Genomic DNA, 26405 nt, shown 5'->3' on the forward strand with positions numbered 1-26405 from the left:
GGAGCCAATCATGAACAACAATCACCAGTCTCAGCAGGGCCAACCTTACATCGCCGAGCGCGTCGCCCATCTGGAGACGGCGATCGGCTACCAGGGCCAGGCCACATCGGGACTGCGCGACGAAATGCGGGCCGGCTTCGTCCGTACCGATGCTGGCTTCGTCCGTACCGACGCCGAGTTCGTTCGCGTGCACGAGCAATTGATGAAGATTCGCACCACGGACTTCCGCATCCTGTTGAGCATCTGCCTGACCACCGCCCTTGGTACGGCGGGCTTGATCGTCAAGGTCTATGGTCTGCTTCCTTCTCCTTGAGCGTCGATCATTGCGCCACCGCGTCCATTACCTCACCCGCTGAACTACTGGCGGATCTCCGGCTCGACCAGTTGCGCCAGCAGCACCAGCGACTCCTGCCATCCCAGATAGCATGCCTCGGCCGGGATCACTTCAGGTATGCCTTCCTGCACGACCTTGATCTCCACGCCGCAGAACACTTCCCGCAAAGTCACGGTCGTCTGCATCTGGCCCGGCAGGTTGGGATCGTCGAACTTGGCCGTGTAGCGCAGGCGCTGGTTCGGCACCAGTTCCAGATATTCGCCGCCGAACGAGTGGCTGTCGCCGGTGGTGAAGTTGGTGAACGACATCCGGTATGCGCCGCCGACCTCGGCATCCATCTGGTGGACCTTGCCGGTGAAACCAAACGGCGGCAGCCATTTGGCCATGGCATCGGCGTCCAGGAAGGCGCGATATACACGGTCCGGCGTCGACTTGAGGACGCGATGCAGTTGCACGGTATTGGTGGTCATAATCGATTCTCCTGAAAGAAGTAGAGGACAGCCCTCAGATCATACGACGAACGACCAACGGCCGATTCGACATCGGCCCGCATATTTTTTCCAACTATCGCAGCGTTTCGGCGGCGGCGTGGCGCGACCTACCCGCCCAAGGTAAGGTCCCGGCCCTGCGCCTTGGCGAGGTACAACCCGGCGTCCGCGCGGCGCAGCATGGCCTCGATGGTGTCCGATTCCGACAGGCGCATGGCGATGCCCGCGCTGTACGACAATTCGAAATCGAGCGTCGGCAACACATGCTCGGCCAGCCAGTCGCGCAGGCGCCGGTCGTAGGACCGGACGGCGGCGATGTCTGCCCGGTTGAGCAGCACGCAGAACTCCTCGCCGCCGTAGCGGCAGAAGACGTCGCCGGTGCGGCTGACCGCCCGCAGCGCGGCCGCGAAGCGCTGCAGCGCGCGGTCGCCGGCGGCGTGGCCGCGGGTGTCATTGAGTTGCTTGAAGTGGTCGAGGTCGAGCATCAGCACCCCCATCGGTTGCCGATAGCGCACGCTGATCGCCAGGTCCACGCCGGCCTGCGCCAGCCAGGCGCGCCGGTTGAGGGCGCCCGTGAGGCCGTCGACCGTGGCCAGCCGCTCCAGCTCGCGCGCGGCCTCGTCGCGGTGGGCCAGCAGGATGGCCGCCAGCGACAGCACCACCGTGACGTTGGCCACCAGCGCGAACACCAGGTTGACCACGTGCGGCGCGAAGAAATGCGGGAAGTCGGCCGTGTAGAAGGCGCCCAAGGCGCCGCGCCAGGCCGTCACCACCATCTGCGCCAGCAGCGAGATCACCAGCAACCAGCGCCAGCGTCCAACCGGCGCCTGCGGCCGGCGACACAGCGCCATAACCACCATCGCCATCTGCAGGGTCAGCAAGCCGTTGGCCCAGCCGACGCGGAAGGCGTAGCTCGAAAAGCCGGCGCCGTAGCCCAGCGTCAGCAGCACGGCGATGATGGTCGGCGCGCGCGCGGTGGCCTGGCGGCCGCACCACAGGTCGAAAGCGACCGCGTTGAACGCCATGCCGCCGGCGATGCACCCCATCGACAAGGTCGACAGCAAGCGGTCCAGCCAGGCACCGGGCTCGCACATGCTCGACAGCAGCAACAGCACCCAGCCGGTGGTTTGCAGGGCGACGCCGACCTGCGCCCGGCGCGCGGGCCGGTTGACGTGCCCCATGAAATACGGCAACGCGACCGCCATCGTCAACATGTTGAGCGTCATGGCGATGAGCAGGGTGGATACGTCGATGTGCATGTAAAACCACGGGAAAGCGTGGCGGGGCGCGGCACGCGGGCCGATAGTATAACGCACAACCATCTGTTCCATCAGACAACTTTATAGGCATTGACACAACTAAACATCGGTGTTGCGCCTGGCGGATGGGAGCGAAAGGCCGAGCTCGGCTAAACTGGCGGTCTGCGCTTACCACTAAAGGATTATCGATGGAAAATTTCCCTGAGTTGCTCGAGACGTTGACGGAGCAGGAAAAGGAACTGCAATTTACCGCCTTCGGCAGCGATACCGCGCTGGCGTTGGGCTTGAAGGTGGTGGAGCTGGCCAAGGGCAGGCAAAAAAGCGTGACGGTCAACATCACCGTCAACGGCCAAGTGCTGTTCCACCACGCGATGCAGGGCGCATCGGCCGACCAGGCCGACTGGATACGGCGCAAGAACAATGTGGTGGCGCGCTTCGGCCGCTGCTCGTTCTTCATCGGCATCGACCACAAGCACCGGGGCGTGGCGTTCGACGAGATCAAGTATCTCGATCCGGCCGACTACGCGGCCCACGGCGGCGCGTTCCCGATCACGATCAGGAACGTCGGCATGATCGGCACTGTGACAGTGTCCGGCCTGCGCCAGGCGGAAGACCACGCGATCGCCGTCGAGGCGTTGCGCGCGGTGCTGGTGTAAATCAGTAGTGCGGCGGCGGCTCGTGCGCGAGCGCGCCGCCACTGTTGCCCTGGGCCTGGTCGCGCACGTGCTGGACCAGCGCGGCGCACATCTGCTCGAGCTTGTCGATCTGCTGTTGCTGCTCGTAGACCCGCTGGTTCAGCGACTCGACGATGTGTTCCTGGTGCGCCAGTTTGATTTCAATATCGATGAAGCGGTCTTCGGTGTTGCCCACGGCATGCTCCCTGCTGGAAAGCCTGCATTCTAACCGCCATTCACCCCACGGCTTACTTTAAGTAGACGCCGCCGCACAGCACCATATCGTCTTCCGGCACGCAATACATGGTCTTGGGCTCGATCTTGCCGCTGGTCGGGTTGGTGAACTTGTAATCCTGCCAGAACGGCTTTTTCTTCTTGGCCATCTCGACCCGCTCCTTGACGAAGAACTTGCCGTCGACGTCGCGGATTTCCATCAGGTTCTTGCCGATCATCTTGGGATTGGCGCCGTGTGCGCGCACCGTGCCGTCGAGGCCGTAAATCACCACGTACAGGTCGCGGTCGACGAACTGGCCATCCTTCTTGCCGATCTCGGCGTAGGTTTTCTCGTTGCCGTGGGTTTTCCAGTATTTCAGGGCCTTGGCGACCATCGCCTCGGCCTCCGGCTTGGTGGCGAAATCGTCGGCCTGGGCCGCGAGCGGCAGCGCGCAGGAGAGCAGCAGTGCAGCGATAAGTCGGGTACGCAAGATGTTACCTCCGGAAGCAATCGGACCAAAGCGGTCGGCAAATCGATGCTAGCACATTGCCAGGGGACAACGCACGTGCAACGCGCGCCTAGGGCTTCGGTTCCGGCTTGGGCGTGGCTAAAAGTTCCTTCATCCTTGCCAGCCGCTCTTTTGGCGTGATGATTTCGGACTCGACCGGCGCGGCCGTGCCGACGTCGAGCTCCATTTCCTTGATGAAGCGGGACGGGTCGCAATGCACCTGTTCGCCGCCGCGCTTGCGTTTTTTGCACCAGGTGATCTGCAGGGTGCGCTGGGCGCGCGTGATGCCGACGTACATCAGGCGCCGCTCCTCCTGCACGCGGGCGGCGATGGTCTCGGCCGGCGCGTCCGGGTCGCCCTTGTGCGGCAGGATGCCCTCCTCGACGCCGACCAGGAACACGTGCGGATACTCCAGCCCCTTGGACGCGTGCAGGGTCGACATGCGCACGGCGTCCGGGTCCTCGTCCTGGCCTTCCAGCATCGACATCAGCGCCACCATCTGGGTCAGCTCGAGCACGTTCTTCTCGTCGCCGTCGCGGTCCTTGCCGCCACGGCCGCGCTCCTTGAGCCAGTTGGTGAATTCCAGCACGTTCTGCCACTTGCCCTGGGCCGCGCGCTCGTCGAACATGTCGTACAGGTAGGATTCGTAGTTGATCGCCTCCAGCAAGTCGTCCAGCACCTGGGCGGCGTTGTCGCCGCTGCCGCTCGGACCGGGACGGCTGGCGCGCGACTCGAGGTTGTTGATGAAGTTGCAGAAGTCGCGCAGCGGCCCCAGCTGGCGATCGGTAAGCAGGGCCTCGATGCCGCCCTTGAACACGGCCTCGAACAGCGAGCACTGCCACTGGCCGGAGAAGGTGCCCAGCGTCTCCATGGTCGACTGGCCGACCCCGCGCCGCGGCGTGGTGACGGCGCGGATGAAGGCCGGATCGTCGTCGGTGTTGGCCAGCAGGCGCAGATAGCTGATGATGTCCTTGATCTCGGCCTTGTCGAAGAAGCTCTGGCCGCCGGAGATCGTGTACGGAATGCGTTCCTTGCGCAGGCTCTGCTCGATGATGCGCGCCTGGTGGTTGCCCCGGTACAGGATGGCGTAGTCGGACCACTTGTTCTTGCGCTGGAAATGGTCGGCCGAGATCATGATGGCCACCTGCTCGGCCTCCTGGTCGTCGTTGGCCATGCCGAGCACGTTGATCGGCTCGCCCAGGCCGTGCTCCGACCACAGCGACTTCTCGAACAGCTTGGGATTGTTGCCGATCACCGCGTTGGCCGCCTGCAGGATGCGCGTGGTGGAGCGGTAGTTCTGCTCCAGCTTGATCACCTGCAGGTCGGGGAAGTCGGTCTGCAGGGTCTTGAGGTTTTCCACCGAGGCACCGCGCCAGGCGTAGATCGCCTGGTCGTCGTCGCCCACGGCGGTGAACATCGGCTTCTTGCCGACGCCGGTGACCATCAGCTTGACCAGCTCGTACTGGCAGGTGTTGGTGTCCTGGTACTCGTCCATCAGCAGATAGCGCAGGCGGCGCTGCCACTTGTCGCGCACCGGCTCGTTGCTGCGGAACAGTTCCACCGGCAGGCGGATCAGGTCGTCGAAGTCGACCGCCTGGTAGGCCGACAAGGTCGCCACGTAGCTGGCGTAGATGCGCGCCGACTGCGCCTCGTCCTCGTCCTTGGCCTGCTGCAGCGCGATCGTCGGGTCGACCAGGCCGTTTTTCCACAGCGAAATGTCGGTCTGGATGCGGCGCACCACCTGCTTGTCGGTGGTGATGGCCAGATCCTGGATCAGCGAGCCGCAATCGTCGCTGTCCATGATCGAAAAGCGGTCCTTGAGGCCGACGCCGTTGGCCTCCTGGCGCAGGATCTTGACGCCCAGCGAGTGGAAGGTCGACACCGTCAGCTGCTTGGCCTGCTTGGGCTGCTTGAGCAGCTTGGCGATACGCTCCTGCATCTCCAGCGCCGCCTTGTTGGTGAAGGTCAGGGCGGCGATGGTGCGCGGGTCGTAGCCCCGGTCCTCGATCAGGTGGGCGATCTTCTGCGTGATCACGCGCGTCTTGCCCGAGCCGGCCCCGGCCAGCACCAGGCACGGGCCGTCCAGATAGGTCACGGCTTCGCTTTGCGGGACGTTGAGGCCGAATTGTGGTGCTTTGGACATCGGGGGACGATCTGACGAGGAAATAGCCAGCCATTGTAGCAGTGCCCGGCGGCGCCGGCCACGGCCGGCGGCCCGGCGCGTAGCCTTGATGACATTTGCGTTACCATGTTGGCCTGGAGCGCACACGCGCCCGCTTTTACACGGTTGAACTATGAAATTCGAACATTTAATTGAGATAAACGACCCGCTGAACCCTTTGATCGACGCCCTGACCGTCGAGCAACTGTGGGCCGGCCTGGTGCTGAGCGCCGAGTCGCCGAAGTTGTTCGTGCCGCACCTGGACGATTGCATCGTCGACGAGCGCACCGACAACGGCTTCCGCCGCCGCCGCCGCTTCGGCGAACTGGTGGTCGAGGACCGCGTGGTGCTCGAACCGATGCGCCAGCTGCGCTACGAGGTGGCGCCGCAGCAGGACATCAGCCGCCAGAGCCTGACGGTGACCATCGAAACCCCGACCGCCGACACCTTGTACGTGCGCTTCCAGTACCAGGACGACCACGACGCGGCCACCGACGCCGCCAACGCCATGTACGACGAGTTCCGCAAATCGGCCTACCAGGAGTCCGATATCGACATGATCCGCGTGCTGCGCGACCTCGCCTCGCAGGGACGGCTCGGCGCCACGCTGAACTGACCTAGAGGGCCGCCGCGCGGCCCCATACCTGTTCCATGCGCAGCGGCGGCGCGTTCAGCGCGGCCACCTGGGCATTGGTCAGCACCTCGCGGATCGCGTGCAGCGGCACGCGCGTGTCGCGCTCGAGAAACACCTCCAGCGGCGCCCCGCGCGGGCCGAGCACCGACTCCACATGCGGGGTCGTCGATTGCAGCCCCCGCCGCGACACGACCGCCACCTCGCCGTTGATCAGACGTACATAACTGCCGATGGGATAGATGCCCAGCTCGCGTATCAGCAGCGACGCCAGGTTGGTGTGCAGAGTGGTCTTGGCTTCCAGCAGGATCTCGCGCAGCGCCGCGTTGGCCGCCATCGGCGGGCGGTAGCCGCGCTCCGACACGCGGGCGCAATAGCGGTCGGCCAGCGTCACCAGCTTGGCCAGCGGCGGGATTTGCGCCCCGGCCTTGCCGTAGGGATAGCCGGTGCCGTCCTCGTTTTCATGGTGGTGCAGCACGCAATCGAGCCAGACCGGGTCGGTGACGCCCGCCTCGCCCAGCAATTGTGCGCTCAGCTCCGGGTGGGCCAGCATGCGGGCGCGCTCGGCCGCGTCGAACACCACGGCGCCGTCATGCCAGCGCTGGTGGTGCTCCAGCATGCCCAGGTTCATCGTCAGCGCGGCCAGGGTGGCCGCCATGATGTCGTCCGGCGAGCGCTCGCGAGCCCGGGCGAGCACCTGCGCGACGATGGCGGTGTCGATGCAGTGGCGCACCGGATACGGCGCCTGCCGCTGGTTGTGCAGGATGCTGGCGGTGGCGATATCGACATTCAGCGAGATCGCGTCGCCCACCAGGGTCGCGATCTCTTCGAGCTTTCGGCGCAGGCCGGGCGGCGCCGCGCGCCGGACGATGGCCTGTTGCAGCCCCTGTAGTTCCAGGCACGCGCCGTTGAGCTTGCGCAGCACGGACTCCGGCCCGGTCGATTCCGGGCCTTGGTCGCTATAGTCTTCAAAACTGCCGCGCTCGATCAGATAGGCGATCTGGTTGGCGCTGGCGATCATGTGTCCCTTACGTACCAGCAACGCTCCGGTGTCGCTATATACATTCCACGGAATCAGCATCCCCAGCTTCAAATCCGCCGCCGTGACCTTACGTATCTTCATCAAACAACTATCGGAACTATCGATATCGCAGCATAAGGCTTCCCGCTGGAAATGTGTGACTTTTTTTGTATCGTTGTGTGACAATCAAGGATCATGGCGCGGGGGTGCAGTCAACGCAGGGATCGTCGTGCTTGGGTTCGTTCGCCAGCTGGTGCGCCAGGTCGCGCAGCGCGGTGCGCACGCCCTCCTCCACCACCGGATGGTAAAACGGCATGTCCAGCATGGCGGCCACGCTGAGCCCGGCCTGCGCGGCCCATGACAGCAGATGGCCGATGTGCTCGGCGCGCGGACCGATCATCTCGGCGCCGAGGAAGCGGCCGCTGCGGAACTCCCCGTAGACGCGCAACATGCCCTTGTTTTGCAGCATTACGCGGCTGCGGCCCTGGTTCTCGAACGACACCTTGCCGACCGCGAAGCGGCCCTTGTGCGAGGTGCACAATTCCTCGTGGCTGGCGCCGGCCGTGGCGATCTGCGGCTCGGTGAAGGCGATCGTCAGCGGCGTGCGGCGCAGGCCCGGCTTGACGTCCGGATAGCGCGCGGCGTTGTCGCCGGCGATGCGGCCCTGGTCGGCCGCCTCCGGCAGTTGCGGCCGCTCGTTGTCGGCGTCGCCGGCGATGAAGATCGGGCTCTCCTGGCATTGCATGGTGTACTTGTCGTACAGCGGGATGCCGTGGTGATCGCGCTTGAGGCCGGTGTGTTCCAGACCCAGCTCGTGCACGTTCGGGCGCCGGCCCACCGCCGACAGCAGGTGGCTGAAGCGCTCGGTGCGCTGCTCGCCGTCGAGCCGGGTGCTGGTGACGACCAGTTGCTCGCCGTCGAGCTCGACATTGGTTACCTTGGTTTCATAGCGGATGTCCAGCTCGGCGCTGAGGGCGCGGCGGGCCACCGCCAGCACGTCCGGGTCGCTCAGCTGGGCGATGCTGTCGGCGCGGGCGAAAATGGTCACGCGCACGCCCAGCCGGTGCAGCGCCTGCCCCAGCTCCAGCCCGATGATGCCGGTGCCGGCGATGGCGATCGATTCCGGCAGATCGTCCCAATAGAACACAGCGTCGCTGTTGATGACGCGCGGCCCGGCGGCGGCCCACTCCTCCGGCACGATGGGGGTCGAACCGGTGGCGATGACGAAGCGCTCGGCCTCGACCACCGTGTGGTCGCTGACCTGCAGCTTGTTTTCCCCGACGAAGCGGGCGTGGCCGTGGAGCTTGTCGGCGGCCGGATAGCCGTCGACGGCTTCGACGACGAAGCCGACAAAGCGGTCGCGTTCGGCGCGCACGCGCGCCATGACAGCCTTGCCGTCGATGCGCACCGGCCCCGGGTGGACGCCGAAGGCCGGCGCCGCCTTCGCCGCGTGCGCCGCCTCGGCGGCCGCGATCAGCAGCTTGCTGGGCATGCAGCCGACCCGGGCGCAGGTGGTGCCGTAGGGGCCGCTCTCGATCAGCAGCGCCTTCTTGCCACCGGTGGTCGCGGCGCGGTAGGCCGTCATGCCGGCGGTGCCGGCGCCGATCACCGCAACTTCTGTTTTGATAGTCTTCATGGGCGGTTCCGATTGGTTTTCTAATTTTACTTTGGAGCAAAAGAGCATTAGTATTACTTATTGTATTTCAATTTTATAAGTAACACTTATGGCTCCACTAGACTATCGCGCGCTTGCCGTGCTCGACGCCGTCGCCAGCCATGGCAGCTTTGAAAAGGCCGCTACCGCGCTGGGCATCAGCCAATCGGCCGTCTCGCAGCGCATCAAGGCGCTCGAGGACGCCTCCGGCCGCCTGCTGATCGTGCGCGGCCAGCCGGCCGTGCCGACCGGGCTTGGCCAACGGCTGGTGTCGCACCACCGCAGCGTCAAATTGATGGAGGCCGCGCTCGATATCGATCTCGGCAACAAGATTAGCATGCCGGAGATTTCCCTGGCGGTGGACGCGGCCAGCCTGGCCACGTGGTTCCCGCTGAGCTTGCAACCGCTGCTGTCGCCGCCGCGTTGTCAACTCAACATCCAGCAGGCGACGCGCGACATGGCCCTGCATCTGGTGCGGGAGGGTAGCGTATTCGGCAGCGTCGCCGCCGCCCAGCCGCACGGCGAACACCCGGCCAACGGCCCGGAGGTGACGCCGCTGGGCAAGCTGCGCCACGTCTGCGTGGCCGCGCCGGCGTTCGCCGGCCACTGGTTCGGCGACGGCTTCTCGGCCGAGGCGGCGCGGCTGGCGCCGGCGGTGGTGTGCGACCGCGACATGATGGCCGGCTTCCTGCGCGAGGTGCTCGACCTGGACGGCCCGTATCCGCACCACACGGTGCCGCTGTCGCCGGCCAGCGCCGAGTGCATCCACGGCGGCCTGGCCTACGGGCTGATGCCGCTATCGCAGGCGGCCCGGCCGTTGGAGGACGGGCGGCTGGTCGATCTGGCGCCGGGCAAGCACGTGGACGTGGCGCTGAACTGGCACGCGTGGAACCTCGATACGCCGTTCACGCGCGCGCTCAGCGAACAAATCATCGCCACGGCGCGCCGGTTTTTGCTGCAGTAACCGCGGCAATAGCCGTCAGATATCGAGCGGATCGACTTCCAGCGACCATTTCACGCGGCTTTTCATCTCGCGCAAGGTCCACAACCACTCCTTTAAAAATGCCTGCAGCATGGGCCGCGACGCCGATTCGACCAGCAACTGCGCGCGGTCGACATTGTGCACGCGGGTCATGCTCATCGGGATCGGGTCGTTGATGGTGATGCCGGGATGCTCGACGCAATCGCGCGCGATGGTGAGGAATTCGATGGCCGTCGCCAGCTCGGGCGCCTCGGCCCGCAACAGCGCCTGGAACAGGTAGGGCGGCAGCGCGGCCTGCTCGCGCTCCTCCAGCAGCGCCGACGCGAAGTGGTCGTAATCGTGGTGCACCACCGCGCCATACAGCGGATGCTGCGGATAGCGGGTCTGGATCAGCACCTCGCTGACGCTGCCGCCCTCGGTCCGCCCGGCGCGGCCGGCGCGGCCCGCCACCTGCATCAGCTGCGCGAACAGCCGCTCGCTGGCGCGGTAATCCTGCGAGAACAGCGCGGTGTCCGGATTGAGGATGCCGACCAGCGTGAGCTTCTTGAAGTCGTGCCCCTTGGCGACCATCTGGGTGCCGATCAGGATATCGACCTCGCCCCGGTGGACGGTGTCGAAGGCCTCCTGCGCGCTGCCCTTCTTGCGGGTCGAGTCGGCGTCGATGCGCAGCACCCGCGCCTCCGGGAACAGCGCCTGCAAGCCCTCCTCGACGCGCTGGGTGCCGCGTCCCAGCGGTTGCAGGTCGACGTTGCCGCAGGTCGGGCAGTGGCGCGGAATGCGCAGCTCCAGGCTGCAGTGGTGGCAGCGCAGCCGGTGCTCGGGACGGTGCAGCACCATGAACGAGGTGCAGCGCGTGCATTCGCTGATCCAGCCGCACGATTCGCAGCAGATCACCGGCGCGTAGCCGCGGCGGTTGAGGAACAACAGCGATTGCTCGCCGCGCTCCATGCGCTGCTTGATGGCGGCGATCAGGCCGGAGGTCAGGCCGTCCTTCGGCTTGTCGCGCTCCATGTCGATCAGCTTCACTTGCGGCAGCACCGCGTTCTTGACGGCCCGCTCGCGTAGTTCCAGCTTGCGGTAGCGGCCCGACTGCGCGTGGTGCCAGCTCTCGAGCGACGGCGTGGCCGAGCCGAGCACGATCGGAATCGCCAGCTGCCAGGCGCGCCACACGGCAAGGTCGCGCGCCGAATAGCGCAAGCCTTCCTGCTGCTTGTACGACGGGTCGTGCTCCTCGTCGATGACGATCAGCTTCAGGTTCGGCAGCGAGGCCAGGATCGCCAGCCGGGTGCCGAGCACGATGCGCGCCCTGCCCTGGTGCGCGGCCAGCCAGTGCAGCATGCGCTCCCCCTCCGACAGGCTGCTGTGCAGGGTCGCCAGCATCACGCCGGGGAAGCGTGCACGGATATTGCCTTCCAGCTGGGGCGTGAGGTTAATCTCGGGCACCAGGATCAGGATCTGCGCGTCCACGTCGCGCGCCAGCACCTGCGCGCACGCCTGCAGGTACACCTCGGTCTTGCCGCTGCCGGTCACGCCGTACAGCAGGGTGGGCGTGAAGCCGACCGCGCCGCCGATGGCGTCCGCCGCCTCCTGCTGCGAGGGGTTGAGCACCGGCATGTTGAGCGGCGTGCCGTCGTGCGGCGCGTCGAGCTTGGCCAGCTTTTTCAGCGCCTTGTCGAGGGTCAGCGGAGTGGGCGCGCGCAGGTTCTTGGGCAATCCGGGCAAGGCCACCTCGCCCAGCGGACGCTGATAGTAGTCGGCGGCGAAGCCGGCCAGCGCCAGCCATTGCGCCGACAGCGGCGCCAGCTGGCTGCGGATCGCCAGCGCATCCTTCAACTTCCCGGCCGGCACATCGGTCTCGGCGGCGACGCCGACGATCAGCCCCATGACCTCGCGCGGGCCGAACGGGACGAACGCCAGCTGGCCGACTTGCGGCTGCTCCGCCGCATCGCAATACCAGCGGTAGTCGAAAATGGCATTCAGCGGCGTATCGAGCGCCACCTGAAGAATGCAATGGTGAAAGAGGCCCTGCATAGTTCCAATCACATGAAATTCGGTGCTGCGGAAGTATCCACAGTTTTTGTGGATAACTTTGTGGACAAGAGAATCTTAATCTCCGGAAACCAATCACTTAACAGTTGGTAGCTGCCCGAAGCGGGCAAATATTCGAATTTATTTTCCTTTAAAATCAATCACTTGAAAAAACCCTCCTAGGAGGCGGAGAAAACCGCTTTTTTCTCCGCAGCTGTGCATAAGTGAAGTATTTCGGATTAATTTTTAACGTTTTCCAACACTTTCCGGGGCTTTTTAATGGCCACCAGAAAGTACAACGTTCGGCCGATAACGACAAATTTTATACAGCCCGCGTCCGAATGGTTTGCGCGCTCATAACTTCGTTATCAAGGCAGCCACTTTGCCTAAAAATCGTGCAACGCAACATAAACCTCATGCAAAACAACAACATTATGGCTAAGTCACGGTTTACTAAGTACTTTTATTTTTTATCCACAGTTTTTGTGGATAACTTTGTGGACAATGAAGAAATAAACTCATGGAAGCCCGACTTATGGGTTTACAACCAGTACATACCCTCATCCAGCAACCAAAAAATTATCCTTATAAATCAACGATTTAGATCAATCTCCCCGGGGAGGAAAATAGTGCTGCCTGTTATTCTTGCACCAAAAAAAATTGTGCATAAGTCGGTTTGCTTTCCTCTGCGCACCAATGAAAATGGGGCACGCCCCACCGGAACGTGCCCCACGGGTTTGCGGTAGATCAAGACGCGCGCTGGGCCTTGCTGTAGGCGTGAACAGCGTCCACCATGGCCGCCACATTCTCCGGCGGCGTGAATTGGGAAATGCCGTGGCCCAAATTAAATACGTGTCCATGGCCGTTTTCCGGCTTGCCGAAGGCGTCCAGCACCTTGTGCACTTCGGCGCGGATCTGCTCGGGGCTGGCGAACAGGATCGCCGGGTCCAGATTGCCCTGCAAACCGACCTTGTGGCCCACCAGCTTGCGCGCCTGCGCCAGGTTCACGGTCCAGTCCAGGCCGACCGCGTCGGCGCCGATGTCGGCGATCTGTTCGATCCATTGCCCGCCGCCCTTGGTGAAGACGATGGCCGGAATCTTGACGCCGTCCTTATCCCGTTTGAGCAGCGCCACCACCTGGCGCATGTAATCGAGCGAAAACGCCTGGTAGGCGCCGTCGGCCAGCGCGCCGCCCCACGAGTCGAAGATCATCACCGCTTGGGCGCCGGCGTCGATCTGGGCGTTCAGATACTCGGCCACCGCCTTGGCGTTGATGGCCAGGATGTGGTGCATCAGGTCCGGACGGTTGTACAGCATCTTTTTGATGGTGTGGAACTCGCGCGAGCCCTGGCCTTCGACCATGTAGCAGGCCAGCGTCCACGGGCTGCCGGAAAAGCCGATCAGCGGCACGCGGCCGTTCAACTCCGTGCGGATCTGCGTGACTGCCTTGAATACATAGTCCAGCGATCCCAGTTCCGGTGCGCGCAGCGCCAGCACGTCGGCCTCGGTTTTGAGCGGGCGCTCGAACTTGGGGCCCTCGCCCTCGACGAAATACAGGCCCAGGCCCATCGCGTCGGGCACCGTCAGGATGTCGGAGAACAGGATGGCCGCGTCCAGCGGAAAGCGGTCCAGCGGCTGCAAGGTGACTTCGGTGGCGTAATCGGGATTGGTGGCCAGGCCCATGAACGAGCCCGCTTTTTGGCGCGTGGCGCGGTATTCCGGCAGGTAGCGCCCCGCCTGGCGCATCAGCCACACCGGGGTGTGTTCGGTCGGCTGGCGCAGCAACGCACGCAAGAAGGTGTCATTCTGAAGCGGAGCAAATTGTGGCATGAAAGGCAATCAAAAAGCGGGGAAAGGGCTATTATCGCACTCCGCGCCAATTTTTTTTCGCGGACGCTGGAAGATTGCGCGCCCTTTCTCTATCATCCTAGCACCCCGCCCTTTAGCCCAACCCAAGCCCCTGGAGCCGCCATGACATCCGAAGCATCGACCATCGCCGAATACGGCACTTGGCCATCGACCATCAGCGCCGCGCGCGTGGCGGCAGGCGCCACGCCGATGTCGTCGCTGATGCTGGGCGGCGCCGACGGCGGCGATATCTTCTGGCTGGCCGGGCGCGCCGCCGAGGCGGGCCGCAACACGCTGCTGCGCCACCACGGCGCCGCCACCGACGAGCTGACGCCGGCGCCGTTCAACGTGCGCAGCCGGGTGCACGAATACGGCGGCGGCGCCTACGCGGTCGACGGCGGGACGGTGTACTTTTCCCACTTCGCCGATAACCGCCTCCACCGGCTGGATTTCGCCGCCGATGGCGACTCGCAGCCCACGCCGGTGCCGCTGACGGCGGCCGGCAAGCAGCGCTTCGCCGATTTCGTGGTCGACCGCGCGCGCGGACGCCTGATCGGCGTGCGCGAACTGCACGGCGAGGATGGCCACGGCGAACCGTCCAACACCATTTGCGCGATCGGCATCGGCGACGGCGCCGAAACGGTATTGGCGCAGGGCGCCGACTTCTATTCGTCGCCACGGCTGTCGCCGGACGGCCGCGCGCTGGCATGGCTGACCTGGGACCACCCGCGCATGCCGTGGGAAGGCACCACGCTGTGGCTGGCCGAATTCCAGGACGACGGCACGCTGGCGACGCCCGCGCGCGTGGCCGGCGGCGCCGAGGAATCGATCTGCCAGCCGGAATGGTCGCCGAATGGGCTGCTGCATTTCGTCTCCGACCGCAGCGGCTGGTGGAACCTGTACCGCCTGGGCGCGGACCGTCAAAGCGTCGAGGCCCTGTGCCCGATGGAAGCGGAATTCGGTTCGCCGCACTGGACCTTCGGCAACTCGATGTACGGCTTCCGCTCGGCATCCGAAATCATCTGCACCTATATCGACAAGGGCGTGAGCCGGCTGGCGCGCCTGCTGCCGGCCAGCGGCAAGCTCGAAGCGATCGCCAACCCGTACGAGGAAATCCGCGAACTGCGCGTGGCGCCCGGCTACATCGCCATGCTGGCAGGCGGCCCGTCGATCCCGCTGGAGCTGGCGCGCATCGACTTCACCGAGGAAGGCGTGGAGATCCTGGCGCAGTCGATCGCCGACCTGCCCGACGAGGACAACCTGTCCATCCCCGCCAACATCAGCTACCCGAGCGCCAACGGCCGCACCTCGCACGCGTTTTTCTACGCGCCGCGCAACCGCGACGTGCGGGCGCCCGAAGGCAGCAAGCCGCCGGTGATCGTCATCAGCCACGGCGGCCCGACCGGCATGACCGTCAACACGCTCAAGCTGGCGACCCAATACTGGACCAGCCGGGGCTTCGGCGTGCTGGATGTGAACTACGGCGGCAGCACCGGTTTCGGCCGCGCCTACCGCGACCTGCTCAAGGGCCAGTGGGGCATCGTCGATGTCGAGGACTGCGTGGCCGGCGCCCGGGCGCTGGTCGAACGCGGCCTGGCCGACAACGACCGCCTGATCATCCGTGGCGGCAGCGCCGGCGGCCTGACCACCCTGTGCGCGCTGACGTTCCACGATGTCTTCAAGGTCGGCGCCAGCTACTATGGCGTCTCCGACCTGCAAGGGCTGGACGACGACTCGCACAAATTCGAATCGCGCTACACCGCCTACCTGATCGCGCCGCAGCCGCAGGCGCAAGCGCTGTACCAGGAGCGTTCGCCGATCAACCACACCGACAAGCTGGCGCGCCCGATGATCTTCTTCCAGGGCCTGGACGACAAGGTCGTGCCGCCGCAGCAATCGGAAATGATGGTCGACGCGCTCAAGAAGCGCGGCGTGCCGGTGGCCTATGTGCCGCTGGAGGGCGAGGGCCACGGCTTCCGCAAGGGCGAGAACATCGTCCGCACCCTGGAGGCGGAGCTGTACTTCTATCAGCGCATCTTCGGTCTGCACGACCCCTCGGCCTCGGCGCCAGTCCACATCGACAACCTGAAAGACTGATCCACGCATGGCCGACCCGAAGCTGCTTGCCGAATTCGACGCGCTTGAATTCAACGAAAAAATGATACTGGCGCTGCTCGCCCTGATCGGCGAGCCGGTCGGGCGCACCGCCATCCTCGATCATCTGGACAAGGCGCGCATCGAGGACCAGGACGGCCACCGCTACAACGTCGGCACCTTGGACGAATCGATGCGCAAACTGGAGCGGCTGGCCTTCATCAGCGTCGTCACGGGGCGCGGCTTCGTCTGCAACCCCAAGCTGCGCTGGCCCGCCATGCGCGCCTCGATCGGCACCCATGCGCTGGACGACCTGTGCGAGGCCTACGACGAGCTGGTGCCGATGCGCCAGACCTGGAACAGCGTCGAGCCGCGCAGCTACCGCGCCGGCATGGCGCGCCTGCGCATGGGCCTTTTGCGCGGCCAGGCGCCACAACAGATCCAGCCGATCCTGGCCTTCTGCCTTGGCAGCTACGAGGCGGCGCAGCTGCACCCCATCGTCGACATCTTCGGCCGCCCGTTCGAGCCGGGCATGCTGGCGCGCGTGCATCCGCTGCTGCAGGACGACGTGCTGGCGGTGCTGCTGGAAAACGCCAAACGTGAACTGCCCACCGTGCCGGTGATCCGCGAGTTCTGCGAACAGCACCTGCAACGCCGCCAGGCGGCCAAGGACGACATCAGTCCAGAACTGCGCCTGGCGCTGGCGGAGGACGCCATCCTGTGCGGGCGCCTGGACGACGCCAAGCGCTATCTGGAACGCACGGCCGGCCCGCAAAGCCAGTTCCTGGCCAGTACCATCGTGCTGCTGCGCGGCGCCACCGGCGCGGCCTTGGTCGGCTACGAGGCGGCGCTCAAGCTGCTGCGCCGCGAAACCGGCAAGCGCAAACACCTGTTCGCCGGCATCGGCGCCTATCTGTATCTGCTGTCGCTGCTGCGCAGCGAGGACCCCAAACATCAAAAAGCGGCGGACGCCTACCTCGAGATCGCGGTGCGCATGCCGCCAAACTACGACGCCGCCATCCACCAGCAGATCGACATGCTGCGCCAGATCCGCGCCGGCACCATGCAAACCGACGTCGTCTCCGCGCTGCCGTGGGACACCGCCGTGCAGACGCAGATGTTCCAGTGCCTGCTGTATTTCTGGCTGTCGTTGCCACAGCTGGGCGAGCGCCGCTTGCAGTTGCAGGAGCTGTTCGAAAACGCCGAACGCGCCGGCTACCTGTTCATCGCGGCGCAAGCGGCCGCGCTGCTCGGCCACCTTGGCGACGTCGACCAGCAGCGCCACGCGAACGCGCTGCGCACCCGCCTCGGCATCCCGGACATGGCGGTATGGTTCGAGCGGCAGGAGGCCTGGCAGCGGCAGTTGTCGGCCCTGATCAATCTTCAGCAGCCCGCAACGGCGGAAGCGGCCGGCGCCACGCGGCTGGTCTGGCAACTCACCTACGACAACCGCCACGGCCTGACCGACGTCGCCCCGGTCGAGCAAAAACGCGACGCGCGGGGCTTGTGGAGCAAAGGCCGCGCCGTGGGCCTGAAGCGGCTGCGCTTCGAGCCGGAGCAATTCGACTTCCTGACGCCGCAGGACGTGCGCGTGTCGGAGGCGATCTCGGTGGCGCACCGCAGCTACCAGTCCAGCGGGCTGGCCTACGAGATCGATCCGCAGCGCGCCGCCTCGGCGCTGATCGGCCACCCGCTGCTGTTCTGGGCCGACGCGCCCGACACGCGCGTGGAGATGCTGGCCGGCGAGCCGGAACTGCTGATCAAGAAAAGCCCGGGCAACCTGGAGATCCGCCTGCAGCCGCGCATCCCGGACGACAATTCCTTCGTCATCGTCAGCAAGGAGACGCCGACCCGCCTGCGCGTGGTCAACATCCTCGACGAGCACCGCCGCATCGCCGCCATCGTCGGCGACAGCCTGACCGTGCCGGCGCACGCCGAGCAACAGGTGCTGCACGCGATCAGCTCCATCTCGTCGCTGGTGACGGTGCAGTCGGAGATCGGCGGCGCGGCGCCGGACATGCAGCAGGTGGAAGCCGACACGCGCCTGCACGTGCACCTGCTGCCGTACCAGCACGGCCTGAAGATGCAGATCCTGGTGCGCCCGCTGGCCAACGGCGCCTACTACGCGCCCGGCGCCGGCGCCGACAGCGTGATCGCCGATGTCGGCGGCAAGCCGGTGCAGGCGCGCCGCCATCTGATCGACGAACGCGACGCCGAACGTGAGCTGATCGCCAAATGTCCGGTGCTGGAATCGGCCGAGCAGGATCACGGCGAATGGCTGCTCGGGCAGCCGGCGCTGTGCCTGCAATTGCTGGTCGAGCTGCAGGAACTGAAGGCGGGCAGCATCGTGCTGGCCTGGCCGGAGGGCGAGAAATTCCGCGTCACCGCCAAGGTCGAGACCAAGCAGGTGCGCCTGTCCATCAAGAGCAACAAGGACTGGTTCGCGGCCAGCGGCGAGGTGCAGATCGACGAAGACAAGGTGATGGACCTGCGCACCCTGCTGGAGCTGATGCAAAAGAACCAGAGCCGCTTCGTCGAACTGGGCGAGAACCGCTACCTGGCGCTGACCGAGGAGCTGCACCGCCGCCTGCGCGAGGTGTCCGCCTACGGCGAACCGACCGCCGACGGCGTGCGCCTGCATCCGCTGGCCGCGTTCGCGCTGGAGGAGCTGGCCGACGACGTCGGCGGCCTGAAGGCGGACAAGCTGTGGAAGGAGCACATGCAGCGCATGGCGTCTCAGGCCGCGTTCGAGCCGCATCTGCCGAGCACCTTGCAGGCCGAATTGCGCGACTACCAGCTGGAGGGCTTCAACTGGCTGTCGCGCCTCGCCCATTGGGGCGTGGGCGCCTGCCTGGCCGACGATATGGGCCTCGGTAAAACCTTGCAGGCGATCGCGCTGATCCTGTCGCGCGCGCCGCAAGGGCCGACGCTGGTGATCGCGCCGACCTCCGTCTGCATGAACTGGATCGGCGAGGCGGCGCGCTTCGCGCCGACGCTCAACGTCAAGCTGTTCGGCGCGGGCGACCGCGCCGAGACCATGTCCACCCTGCGGCCCTACGATGTGGTGGTGGCCAGCTACGGCCTGCTGCAGCTGGAGTCGGCGTTGTTCGCCGGCGTGCAGTGGAACACCATCGTGCTCGACGAGGCGCAGGCGATCAAGAACGGCGCCACCAAGCGCTCGCAGGCCGTCATGGCGCTCAAGGGCGACTTCCGCATGATCGCCACCGGCACGCCGCTGGAAAACCATCTGGGCGAGTTGTGGAACCTGTTCCGCTTCATCAATCCTGGCCTGCTGGGCAGCATCGAGCAGTTCAACCTGCGCTTCGCGGCGCCGATCGAGAAGCCGCAGGACCACCGCGCCGAACTGGGCGCGCGCAACCGCCTGCGGCGCCTGATCCAGCCGTTCATGCTGCGCCGGACCAAGGCGCAGGTGCTGACCGAACTGCCGTCGCGCACCGAGATCACCTTGGAGGTCGACCTGTCGAAAGAGGAGACGGCGCTGTACGAATCGCTGCGACGCACGGCGCTGGAAAACCTGGCCGCCGTCGAAGGCCCGGCCGAGAAGAAGTCGATCCAGATCCTGGCCGAGATCATGCGGCTGCGGCGCGCCTGCTGCAATCCGAACCTGATCGCGCCGGAGCTGGGGCTGGCCAGCAGCAAGCTGGCCGCGTTCGCGCACCTGCTCGAGGGGTTGCTGGAGAACCGCCACAAGGTGCTGGTGTTCAGCCAGTTCGTCGACCATCTGTCCTTGATCCGCGCGCACCTGGACGCCAACGACATCAGCTACCAATACCTCGACGGCTCGACCTCGATGGCCGACCGCAAGAAGCGCGTGGACGCCTTCCAGGCCGGCGTCGGCGACGTCTTCCTGATCAGCCTGAAGGCGGGCGGGGTCGGCATCAACCTGACCGCCGCCGACTACGTGATCCACATGGACCCGTGGTGGAACCCGGCGGTGGAGGACCAGGCATCGGACCGCGCCCACCGCATGGGCCAGCTGCGCCCGGTGACCATCTACCGCCTGGTGGCGCGCCACACGATCGAGGAAGGCATCGTCGATCTGCACCAGCACAAGCGCGACCTGGCCGACAGCCTGCTCGAGGGCAGCGACGTGTCGGGCCGCATGTCGGCCGGCGAGATGCTCGGCATGCTGCAGGAAGGGTTGAAAAAGTAGTCGACGTGTTTTGTCTTGTATCGAACGCTCTCAAGCGGGCCGATTAGTGATAATCTCCAACGCTTCGACTTGGCCCGCTTGCCGCAGCGTGATGTGGACACGCGTGCCTTGTCAAAATAAACACAAGGCTGCAGACGATGATCAAGACAAAAATTGCACTGGCTGTGGTGATGGCGGCACTCGCCTTCGCACCGGCCGGCGCGGCGCCCGCCAACAAGGACGCCAGCACCAAGACCAAGAACGCGAAGAGCGACAAGAGCACCAGCAAAACCGGGACCAAGAGCGCAACCCCCGGCAAGGCTGGCAAAAACAGCAAGACCACCAAGAAGGGCGGCAAGGGCAAGGCCGTGGCGGCCGCCGCGGCGACAACGGCGGTGGCCGCCGCCAGGCCCGCCGTGGCCGCCGTGTCCGAACGGCGCCAGGACCGTTCGTTCGACACCCTCAGCAACCAATTCCTCAACGCCCTGTGGCGCATCGATTCGGAAAGCGCGATCTACGCCGGCAAGTACGACACCGCCGCCACCCTGACCATTCCGGACGCGGCCACGCAGACCAGGGAACTGGCCTTCATCGACGACTGGAAGCTGCGCTTCGGCAAAGTCAACGCCAGCCAGCTGTCGCCGAAACAGCGCACCGACCTGGCGCTACTGATGAACAAGCTCGATAGCGACCGCTTCCGCCTGACCACCCTGCGCGAGTTCGAGTGGAACCCGGCCGGCTACAACGTCGCCGGTCCGCTGGACCTGATCCTGACCACCGAATACGCAGCCCAGCCGCAGCGCCTGCGCACCTTGCTCAAGCGCATCGCCGGCATTCCGGCCTACTACGAGGCGGCGCGCAACAACATCGTCAACCCGACCCGCGAACACACGCGCCTGGCGATCAAGCAGGCGCCCGGCGTGCAGACCGTGCTGACCGAGATCGACAAGGCGGCGCAGGCGTCGATCCTGACGCCGATCGAGAAGCAGCAGTTCACGCAGCGGGTCAACGCGGCGCTGACGGCGGTCGACGGCTATGTGGCCTTCCTGACCGAGATGGACAAGCTGATGGACACCAAAGGCCGCCGCACCTTCCGCATCGGCAAGGCGATGTATGAGCAGAAGTTCGCCTACGACATCCAGTCCGGCAGCACCGCCGAGCAGACCTACCAGAAGGCGCTGGCCGCGCGCGAGGAGCTGCTGGCCAATATGGAGCGGCTGTCCGACGAGATGTGGGACAAGTATCTCCCCGGCGTGGCCAGGCCGGCCGACCGCTACGCCAAGATCGGCATGATGATCGACAAGCTGTCGGCCAACCACGTGCGGCGCGAGGATTTCGTCAACGAGATCAAGCGCCAGATTCCCGTGCTGCAGGATTGGGTGGTCAGCAAGAATTTGCTGACCCTGGACCGCAACAAGCAGCTCGAGGTGCGCGCGACGCCGGCCTATCAGGCGGGCGTCGCCGGCGCCAGCATCGACGCGCCGGGACCGTACCGCCCGCAGGACCGCACCTACTACAACGTCACGCCGCTCGATGGCGCCACGGCGGAGGCGGCCGAGAGCAGCCTGCGCGAGTACAACCACTGGATACTACAGATCCTCAATATCCACGAGGCGATTCCCGGCCACTACGCGCAGCTGGTGTATGCCAACAAGTCGCCGTCGATCGTCAAGTCGATCTTCGGCAACGGCGCGATGGTGGAGGGCTGGGCGGTCTACGGCGAGCGCATGATGCTGGAGTCCGGCTACGGCGACAACGCGCCGGAAATGTGGCTGATGTATTCGAAGTGGAACCTGCGCAGCGTGACCAACACCATCCTCGACTACAGCGTGCACGTGCTGGGCATGACGGAGGAACAGGCGATCGACCTGCTGACGCGCCAGGCCTTCCAGACGCGCACCGAGGCGGTCGAGAAATGGCACCGGGTGCAGGTGTCGTCGGTGCAGCTGACCAGCTATTTCAGCGGCTACAGCGAGATCATGGAATTGCGCGAAGAGCGCAGGAAGGCCTTGGGCGACAAGTTCAACCTGAAGGAATTCCACGAGCAATTCCTCAGCTACGGCAGCGCGCCGGTGCGGGTGATCAAGGGCTTGATGATGAAGTAGTTTCAGGGTATCGAATTGCGAAGGGGGTGCCGGCGGAGACGTCGGCGCCCCTTTTTCGTTCGGCCGCCGGCCGCTTGCGAGCGCGCAAAGGCCTCATCCACCGATTCGATACGATGGTCGCTTAGCCCATGCCGGGCCGGTTCTGCTACGATAAAAGCCGGGAGTGATCATGACCATGCCGATCAAGTTCGATACCCTTGAGTACGCCAGACGGTTGGTTGAGGCTGGAATTCCGGCCGACCAGGCCGACGCCCATGCGCAGGCGCTCAGCGACGCGCTGGCGACGGCCAGCGTCACGCCGGCCGAACTGATGCTGGTGAGAAGCGAGCTCTTGGCCAGAATGGATACGCTGAAGAGCGAGGTGTATGCGCGCATGGATCGGCTGAAGGTCGAAATCGATGCGCGATTCGACCAGCTGAAGGTTGAGATCGATGCGCGATTCGACCAGCTGAAGATTGAAATCGATGCACGATTCGAGTCCAAATTGCGCCCGCTACGCTGGCTGCTCGGCATCGCGCTGGCGGGACAGGTGGTCGCGCTCGGGCTGGCCGCCGTGATCTTGACACGGCTGCCGGGCTGATCAGGACTGCGTCTCTTCCGGCGCCGTCGAGATGCGCACAAACAGCGGCGCCACCAGCAGGCCCAGCTCGAACAGCAAACACATCGGAATGGCCAGCGAGAACATGCTGACCGCGTCCGGCGGCGTGACGATCGCCGCGATGACGAACGCGCCGACGATGGCGTAGGGACGGATCTCCTTGAGCTTGGCGACGGTCACAAACCCCATGCGCACCAGGATCACCACCACCACCGGCACCTCGAAGGTCGCGCCGAAAGCCAGGCACATCGACATGACGAAATCGAGATAGTTCTCGATATCCGGCGTCACCGCAATCGACTGCGGCGAGAACTCGGCGATGAACTGGAACACCCGGCCGAACACCAGGAAGTAGCAGAACGCCACGCCCGACATGAACAGGAACGACGACGAAATGACCAGCGGCGCGATCAGGCGCTTTTCATGCGCGTACAGGCCGGGCGCGACGAACGCCCACAGCTGGTACAGCACCCACGGCAGCGACAGGATGATCGAGATCACCAGGGTCACCTTCATCGGCACCAGGAACGGCGAAATGACGCCGGTGGCGATCATCTTCGAGCCGACCGGCAGCGATGCGATCATCGGCCGCGCGATGAAATCGTAGATTTGCGACGGCCCCGGCCAGATCATCAGCGCCAGGCACACCAGCGCCACGCCGATCGACGCCTTGACCAGACGGTCGCGCAGTTCGATCAGGTGGGAGATGAAGGTTTCTTCGCCGGAGTTCGGTGTAGTCATTAGTAGAAGCTAGCGTTGGTGTTGCCGCGTGGACGGAAGCGGGCGACCCGCGCGGCGCCGGAGGTGACATGCAATTTGCCGCCGTGGCGCTGCTTGTACCAGGCCGGAATGGCGGCGCTGCGCACCACCTTCTTGCGGCGGAATTCGCGCGCCTTGCGCGCCAGGTCGTCGGTGCTGACGCTGCCGTACGACGAGGTGTCGGGGGTCGACGCCGGCGTGTCGTGCCAGGCGTTTTCGACTTCGGAGATGTTCTGCGAAATCGAGTTTTCCACGTCGCTCTTGATGTTCTGCGCGGCGTCCTGCACCGTCTTGTGGAGGTTTTTCAATTCCTCCAGCTCGATTTCGCGCGAGACCTCGGATTTGACCTCGTTCAGGTAGCGCTGGGCGCGCCCGTACAAGGTCCCGGCCATGCGCGCCACGCGGGGCAGCTTTTCGGGACCGATGACGATCAGCGCAACCACGCCGATCACAGCAAGTTTGGTAAGACCGAGATCGATCATAAGATATGCGCGTCAGCCAGCGGGGCCCGGCGACAATTCGCGGGCCCGGACCGGCTTACTGCTTGTTTTTCTCTTTGGCGTCGACGTCGATGGTGCCCGGCGCGGCCGGCGTGGCGGGCTTGTCGTCGTCGCCCTTGACGCCATCCTTGAAGCCCTTGACGGCCTTGCCGATGTCGGAACCCATATTGCTCAGTTTCTTGGTGCCGAAGACCAGCATCACAATCACCAGAACGATCAGCCAGTGCCAAATACTAAATGAACCCATCATATTCCCCTTGCAAGGCGCATGCGCCCAGATTATCCGTTGATTCAAGAACCGCGTGCGACAGTATAAGCGAACGGCGGCGTGTCATGTAGATGTCATGTGGCAAGCGATATAAACCAACGGTACGCCGCCCCGATGCCGGCTGTTACCGCTGGCCGCGCCAGGGGTGCGCGCCGCCGATCACGTGCAAATGCAGATGGTACACCTCTTGCCCGCCGTCCGGCCCACTGTTGATCAGGGTCTTGTAGCCGCCGCCGGGCGTGCCGTCCGCATCATAGCTGACCGCGCAACCGAATTCCTCTGCCAGACGGGGGGCGAGGGCCAGCATCTTGCCCAGCAGCGGCGCCTCGTTGGCGCTGCAATCGGACAGGGTCGAGATGTGTTTCTTTGGAATCACCAACAAATGCACGGGCGCGGCCGGGTTGATATCCTTGAACGCGAGCAACTCGTCATCCTCGTACACGGCCGTCGAAGGGATTTTCTTTTCGGCTATCTTGCAAAACAAACAGTTTTCCACAGCGGCTCCATCAATGGTGGTGTTGTCCCGGCATGTTGTTCCGGCTTATTGTTCCCGGCCCTATTCCTTGCGCGCGGCTTTTTCGGCGATGCCGGACACGCCTTCGCGGCGCGCCAGCTCGTCGAGCACCTGCTGCGGCTTCAGGTCGAACTGGGCCAGCAGCACCAGCGTATGGAACCACAAGTCGGCCACTTCGTACAAGACCTTGGCGCCGTCGCCGCCGGCGTGGCGGGCGTCCTTGGCGGCCATGACGGTCTCGGTGGCTTCCTCGCCGATTTTTTTCAGGATGGCGTCGTCGCCCTTGGCGAACAGCTTGGCCACGTAGGAGGCGGCGGGGTCGCCGCCGTTGGCCGGCTTGCGTGATTCGATCAGCTCGGCCAGGCGGTCCAGTTGTGTGCTCATGGGGTCTTCTTCGGTTTTGCCGCGTAAATATCGGACGGGTCTTTCAGCACCGGCTCGGTGTTCTGCCAGTCGCCCTCGAGCGCGTCGCCCTCGAACTTCTGGAAGAAGCACGAATGCCGGCCCGTGTGGCAGGCGATGCCGCCGGCCTGCTCGATCTTGAGCAGCACCACGTCCTCGTCGCAGTCGAGGCGGATTTCCAGCACCTTTTGCGTGTGGCCGGACTCCTCGCCCTTGTGCCACAGTTTCTTGCGCGAACGGCTCCAGTACACCGCCTCGCCCAGCTCGACCGTCTTGGCCAGGGCGTCGCGGTTCATCCACGCGAACATCAGCACGTCATTGCTGCCGGCTTCCTGGGCGATGACCGGCACCAGGCCGTTTTCGTCCCATTGAATTTTTTTCAGCCATTTGGCTTTGGCGAGGCTGCTCGGGGTGGTCGACATAATGCTATCCAGTGCTGTGATCAATTGGTCAGGCGCATCGGAATGCCCTGTTGTGCCATGAAACGCTTGGCTTCCTGCACCGTATGCTGTCCGTAGTGGAAGATACTGGCCGCCAGCACCGCGTCGGCCTTGCCCAGCTTGACGCCGTCGGCCAGGTCCTGCAGGCCGCCGACGCCGCCCGAGGCGATCACCGGGATGCCGATGGCGTCGGAGACGCCGCGCGTCAGGCCCAGGTCGAAGCCGGACTTGGTGCCGTCGCGGTCCATGCTGGTGAGCAAGATCTCGCCCGCGCCCAATTTTTCCATCTTGACGGCCCACTCGATGGCATCGATGCCGGTGGCCTTGCGGCCGCCGTGGGTGAACACCTCCCACTTGCCGGGCGCGACCTGCTTGGCGTCGATCGCCACCACGATGCACTGCGAACCGTGCTTTTGCGAGGCGTCGAACACCAGCTGCGGATTGGCCACGGCAGACGAGTTCATGCTGACCTTGTCCGCGCCGGCGTTGAGCAGGCGGCGCACGTCGGCCACCTCGCGCACGCCGCCGCCGACGGTCAGCGGAATGAACACCTGCGAGGCCACGGCCTCGATGATGTGCAGGATCAGGCCGCGGTTGTCGCTGGTGGCGGTGATGTCGAGGAAGGTCAGTTCGTCGGCGCCCTGCTCGTCGTAGCGGCGCGCGATCTCGACCGGGTCGCCGGCGTCGCGCAGCTCGGTGAAGTTGACGCCTTTGACGACGCGGCCGTCGGTCACGTCCAGGCAGGGAATGATGCGTTTAGCGAGCATGGC

Annotated in this window: 24 protein-coding genes; 8 read left to right on the forward strand and 16 right to left on the reverse strand. The window is 64.9% G+C overall.

What is annotated here, in order from left to right; all coding sequences use genetic code 11:
• Nucleotides 1–10 precede the first annotated feature (10 nt).
• Nucleotides 11–313: a hypothetical protein gene (locus MRBLMU1_RS24485; RefSeq protein WP_363507104.1), complete on the forward strand. Its 303-nt coding sequence runs from the start codon at nucleotides 11–13 to the stop codon at nucleotides 311–313.
• A 44-nt stretch (nucleotides 314–357) separates the two neighbouring features.
• On the opposite strand, the gene MRBLMU1_RS24490 is transcribed toward MRBLMU1_RS24485, so the two are convergent.
• Together MRBLMU1_RS24490 and MRBLMU1_RS24495 are read right to left on the reverse strand one after the other, a co-directional pair.
• A complete protein-coding gene (locus MRBLMU1_RS24490) occupies nucleotides 358–804 on the reverse strand; it encodes an SRPBCC family protein (protein ID WP_363507107.1) in 447 nt (148 codons plus the stop codon).
• 128 nt (nucleotides 805–932) lie between these two features.
• On the reverse strand, nucleotides 933–2081 hold the full coding sequence (locus MRBLMU1_RS24495) for a GGDEF domain-containing protein (RefSeq protein WP_363507110.1): 1149 nt from the start codon (nucleotides 2079–2081) through the stop codon (nucleotides 933–935).
• Nucleotides 2082–2269: 188 nt separating this feature from the next.
• Between MRBLMU1_RS24495 and MRBLMU1_RS24500 the strand changes: the two genes are divergently transcribed.
• Entirely contained in the window at nucleotides 2270–2737 is a 468-nt protein-coding gene (locus MRBLMU1_RS24500) for a heme-degrading domain-containing protein (RefSeq protein WP_363507113.1), read from the forward strand.
• 1 nt (nucleotide 2738) lies between these two features.
• Here the strand turns inward: MRBLMU1_RS24500 and MRBLMU1_RS24505 are convergent, their stop codons facing one another.
• The 3 genes from MRBLMU1_RS24505 to MRBLMU1_RS24515 all read right to left on the reverse strand — a co-directional run bounded on the left by MRBLMU1_RS24505 (nucleotide 2739) and on the right by MRBLMU1_RS24515 (nucleotide 5620).
• Complete coding sequence (locus MRBLMU1_RS24505) at nucleotides 2739–2951, reverse strand: SlyX family protein (RefSeq protein ID WP_090324563.1); 213 nt, start codon at nucleotides 2949–2951, stop codon at nucleotides 2739–2741.
• Nucleotides 2952–3003: 52 nt separating this feature from the next.
• Nucleotides 3004–3459 (reverse strand): cache domain-containing protein, encoded by a 456-nt coding sequence (locus tag MRBLMU1_RS24510; RefSeq protein ID WP_363507116.1) that lies wholly within the window; start codon nucleotides 3457–3459, stop codon nucleotides 3004–3006.
• Nucleotides 3460–3547: 88 nt separating this feature from the next.
• Nucleotides 3548–5620 carry a UvrD-helicase domain-containing protein gene (locus MRBLMU1_RS24515; RefSeq protein WP_363507119.1) on the reverse strand — a complete coding sequence of 691 codons (2073 nt, stop codon included), beginning with the start codon at nucleotides 5618–5620 and terminating at the stop codon, nucleotides 3548–3550.
• Nucleotides 5621–5771: 151 nt separating this feature from the next.
• Between MRBLMU1_RS24515 and MRBLMU1_RS24520 the strand changes: the two genes are divergently transcribed.
• Nucleotides 5772–6254 (forward strand): AtaL-like protein, encoded by a 483-nt coding sequence (locus MRBLMU1_RS24520; protein ID WP_315216117.1) that lies wholly within the window; start codon nucleotides 5772–5774, stop codon nucleotides 6252–6254.
• Nucleotide 6255: 1 nt separating this feature from the next.
• On the opposite strand, the gene MRBLMU1_RS24525 is transcribed toward MRBLMU1_RS24520, so the two are convergent.
• Together MRBLMU1_RS24525 and MRBLMU1_RS24530 are read right to left on the reverse strand one after the other, a co-directional pair.
• A complete protein-coding gene (locus MRBLMU1_RS24525; protein WP_363507122.1) occupies nucleotides 6256–7392 on the reverse strand; it encodes an HD-GYP domain-containing protein in 1137 nt (378 codons plus the stop codon).
• Between the two features lie 91 nt (nucleotides 7393–7483).
• A complete protein-coding gene (locus tag MRBLMU1_RS24530) occupies nucleotides 7484–8926 on the reverse strand; it encodes a dihydrolipoyl dehydrogenase (protein WP_363507125.1) in 1443 nt (480 codons plus the stop codon).
• Nucleotides 8927–9014: 88 nt separating this feature from the next.
• Here MRBLMU1_RS24530 and MRBLMU1_RS24535 point away from each other — a divergent pair, with 88 nt between their 5' ends.
• On the forward strand, nucleotides 9015–9908 hold the full coding sequence (locus tag MRBLMU1_RS24535; RefSeq protein ID WP_363507128.1) for an ArgP/LysG family DNA-binding transcriptional regulator: 894 nt from the start codon (nucleotides 9015–9017) through the stop codon (nucleotides 9906–9908).
• Nucleotides 9909–9923: 15 nt separating this feature from the next.
• On the opposite strand, the gene MRBLMU1_RS24540 is transcribed toward MRBLMU1_RS24535, so the two are convergent.
• Together MRBLMU1_RS24540 and hemE are read right to left on the reverse strand one after the other, a co-directional pair.
• The gene (locus tag MRBLMU1_RS24540) at nucleotides 9924–11957 is read right to left on the reverse strand and encodes a primosomal protein N' (protein ID WP_363507131.1); all 2034 of its coding nucleotides are present in this window, start codon (nucleotides 11955–11957) and stop codon (nucleotides 9924–9926) included.
• A 744-nt stretch (nucleotides 11958–12701) separates the two neighbouring features.
• A complete protein-coding gene (hemE, locus tag MRBLMU1_RS24545) occupies nucleotides 12702–13784 on the reverse strand; it encodes a uroporphyrinogen decarboxylase (protein ID WP_363507134.1) in 1083 nt (360 codons plus the stop codon).
• A 141-nt stretch (nucleotides 13785–13925) separates the two neighbouring features.
• On the opposite strand from hemE, the gene MRBLMU1_RS24550 reads away from it, so the two are divergent.
• The 4 genes from MRBLMU1_RS24550 to MRBLMU1_RS24565 all read left to right on the forward strand — a co-directional run bounded on the left by MRBLMU1_RS24550 (nucleotide 13926) and on the right by MRBLMU1_RS24565 (nucleotide 22734).
• On the forward strand, nucleotides 13926–15899 hold the full coding sequence (locus MRBLMU1_RS24550; protein WP_363507137.1) for a S9 family peptidase: 1974 nt from the start codon (nucleotides 13926–13928) through the stop codon (nucleotides 15897–15899).
• Between the two features lie 7 nt (nucleotides 15900–15906).
• Entirely contained in the window at nucleotides 15907–20070 is a 4164-nt protein-coding gene (locus MRBLMU1_RS24555) for a DEAD/DEAH box helicase (RefSeq protein WP_363507139.1), read from the forward strand.
• Between the two features lie 137 nt (nucleotides 20071–20207).
• Nucleotides 20208–22154 (forward strand): DUF885 domain-containing protein, encoded by a 1947-nt coding sequence (locus MRBLMU1_RS24560; protein WP_363507142.1) that lies wholly within the window; start codon nucleotides 20208–20210, stop codon nucleotides 22152–22154.
• Between the two features lie 169 nt (nucleotides 22155–22323).
• Entirely contained in the window at nucleotides 22324–22734 is a 411-nt protein-coding gene (locus MRBLMU1_RS24565) for a hypothetical protein (RefSeq protein WP_363507145.1), read from the forward strand.
• Here the strand turns inward: MRBLMU1_RS24565 and tatC are convergent, their stop codons facing one another.
• From tatC to hisF, 7 genes are all read right to left on the reverse strand, one after another.
• Entirely contained in the window at nucleotides 22735–23493 is a 759-nt protein-coding gene (gene tatC, locus MRBLMU1_RS24570; protein WP_363507148.1) for a twin-arginine translocase subunit TatC, read from the reverse strand.
• Nucleotides 23493–23993: a Sec-independent protein translocase protein TatB gene (tatB, locus tag MRBLMU1_RS24575; RefSeq protein ID WP_315216089.1), complete on the reverse strand. Its 501-nt coding sequence runs from the start codon at nucleotides 23991–23993 to the stop codon at nucleotides 23493–23495. The genes tatC and tatB overlap by 1 nt, the downstream gene beginning before the upstream one ends.
• Nucleotides 23994–24048: 55 nt before the next feature.
• Nucleotides 24049–24258: a Sec-independent protein translocase subunit TatA gene (tatA, locus tag MRBLMU1_RS24580; RefSeq protein WP_363507614.1), complete on the reverse strand. Its 210-nt coding sequence runs from the start codon at nucleotides 24256–24258 to the stop codon at nucleotides 24049–24051.
• A gap of 145 nt (nucleotides 24259–24403) precedes the next feature.
• Nucleotides 24404–24775 carry a histidine triad nucleotide-binding protein gene (locus MRBLMU1_RS24585; RefSeq protein WP_363507152.1) on the reverse strand — a complete coding sequence of 124 codons (372 nt, stop codon included), beginning with the start codon at nucleotides 24773–24775 and terminating at the stop codon, nucleotides 24404–24406.
• A 60-nt stretch (nucleotides 24776–24835) separates the two neighbouring features.
• Complete coding sequence (locus tag MRBLMU1_RS24590) at nucleotides 24836–25177, reverse strand: phosphoribosyl-ATP diphosphatase (RefSeq protein ID WP_315399966.1); 342 nt, start codon at nucleotides 25175–25177, stop codon at nucleotides 24836–24838.
• Entirely contained in the window at nucleotides 25174–25617 is a 444-nt protein-coding gene (gene hisI, locus MRBLMU1_RS24595) for a phosphoribosyl-AMP cyclohydrolase (protein ID WP_363507155.1), read from the reverse strand. The genes MRBLMU1_RS24590 and hisI overlap by 4 nt, the downstream gene beginning before the upstream one ends.
• Nucleotides 25618–25637: 20 nt before the next feature.
• Entirely contained in the window at nucleotides 25638–26402 is a 765-nt protein-coding gene (hisF, locus tag MRBLMU1_RS24600; RefSeq protein WP_363507158.1) for an imidazole glycerol phosphate synthase subunit HisF, read from the reverse strand.
• Nucleotides 26403–26405 lie beyond the last annotated feature (3 nt).

Origin of the sequence: Burkholderia sp. LMU1-1-1.1 (genome assembly GCF_040675865.1) — a bacterium.
Taxonomy (GTDB): Bacteria; Pseudomonadota; Gammaproteobacteria; order Burkholderiales; family Burkholderiaceae_D; genus Rugamonas.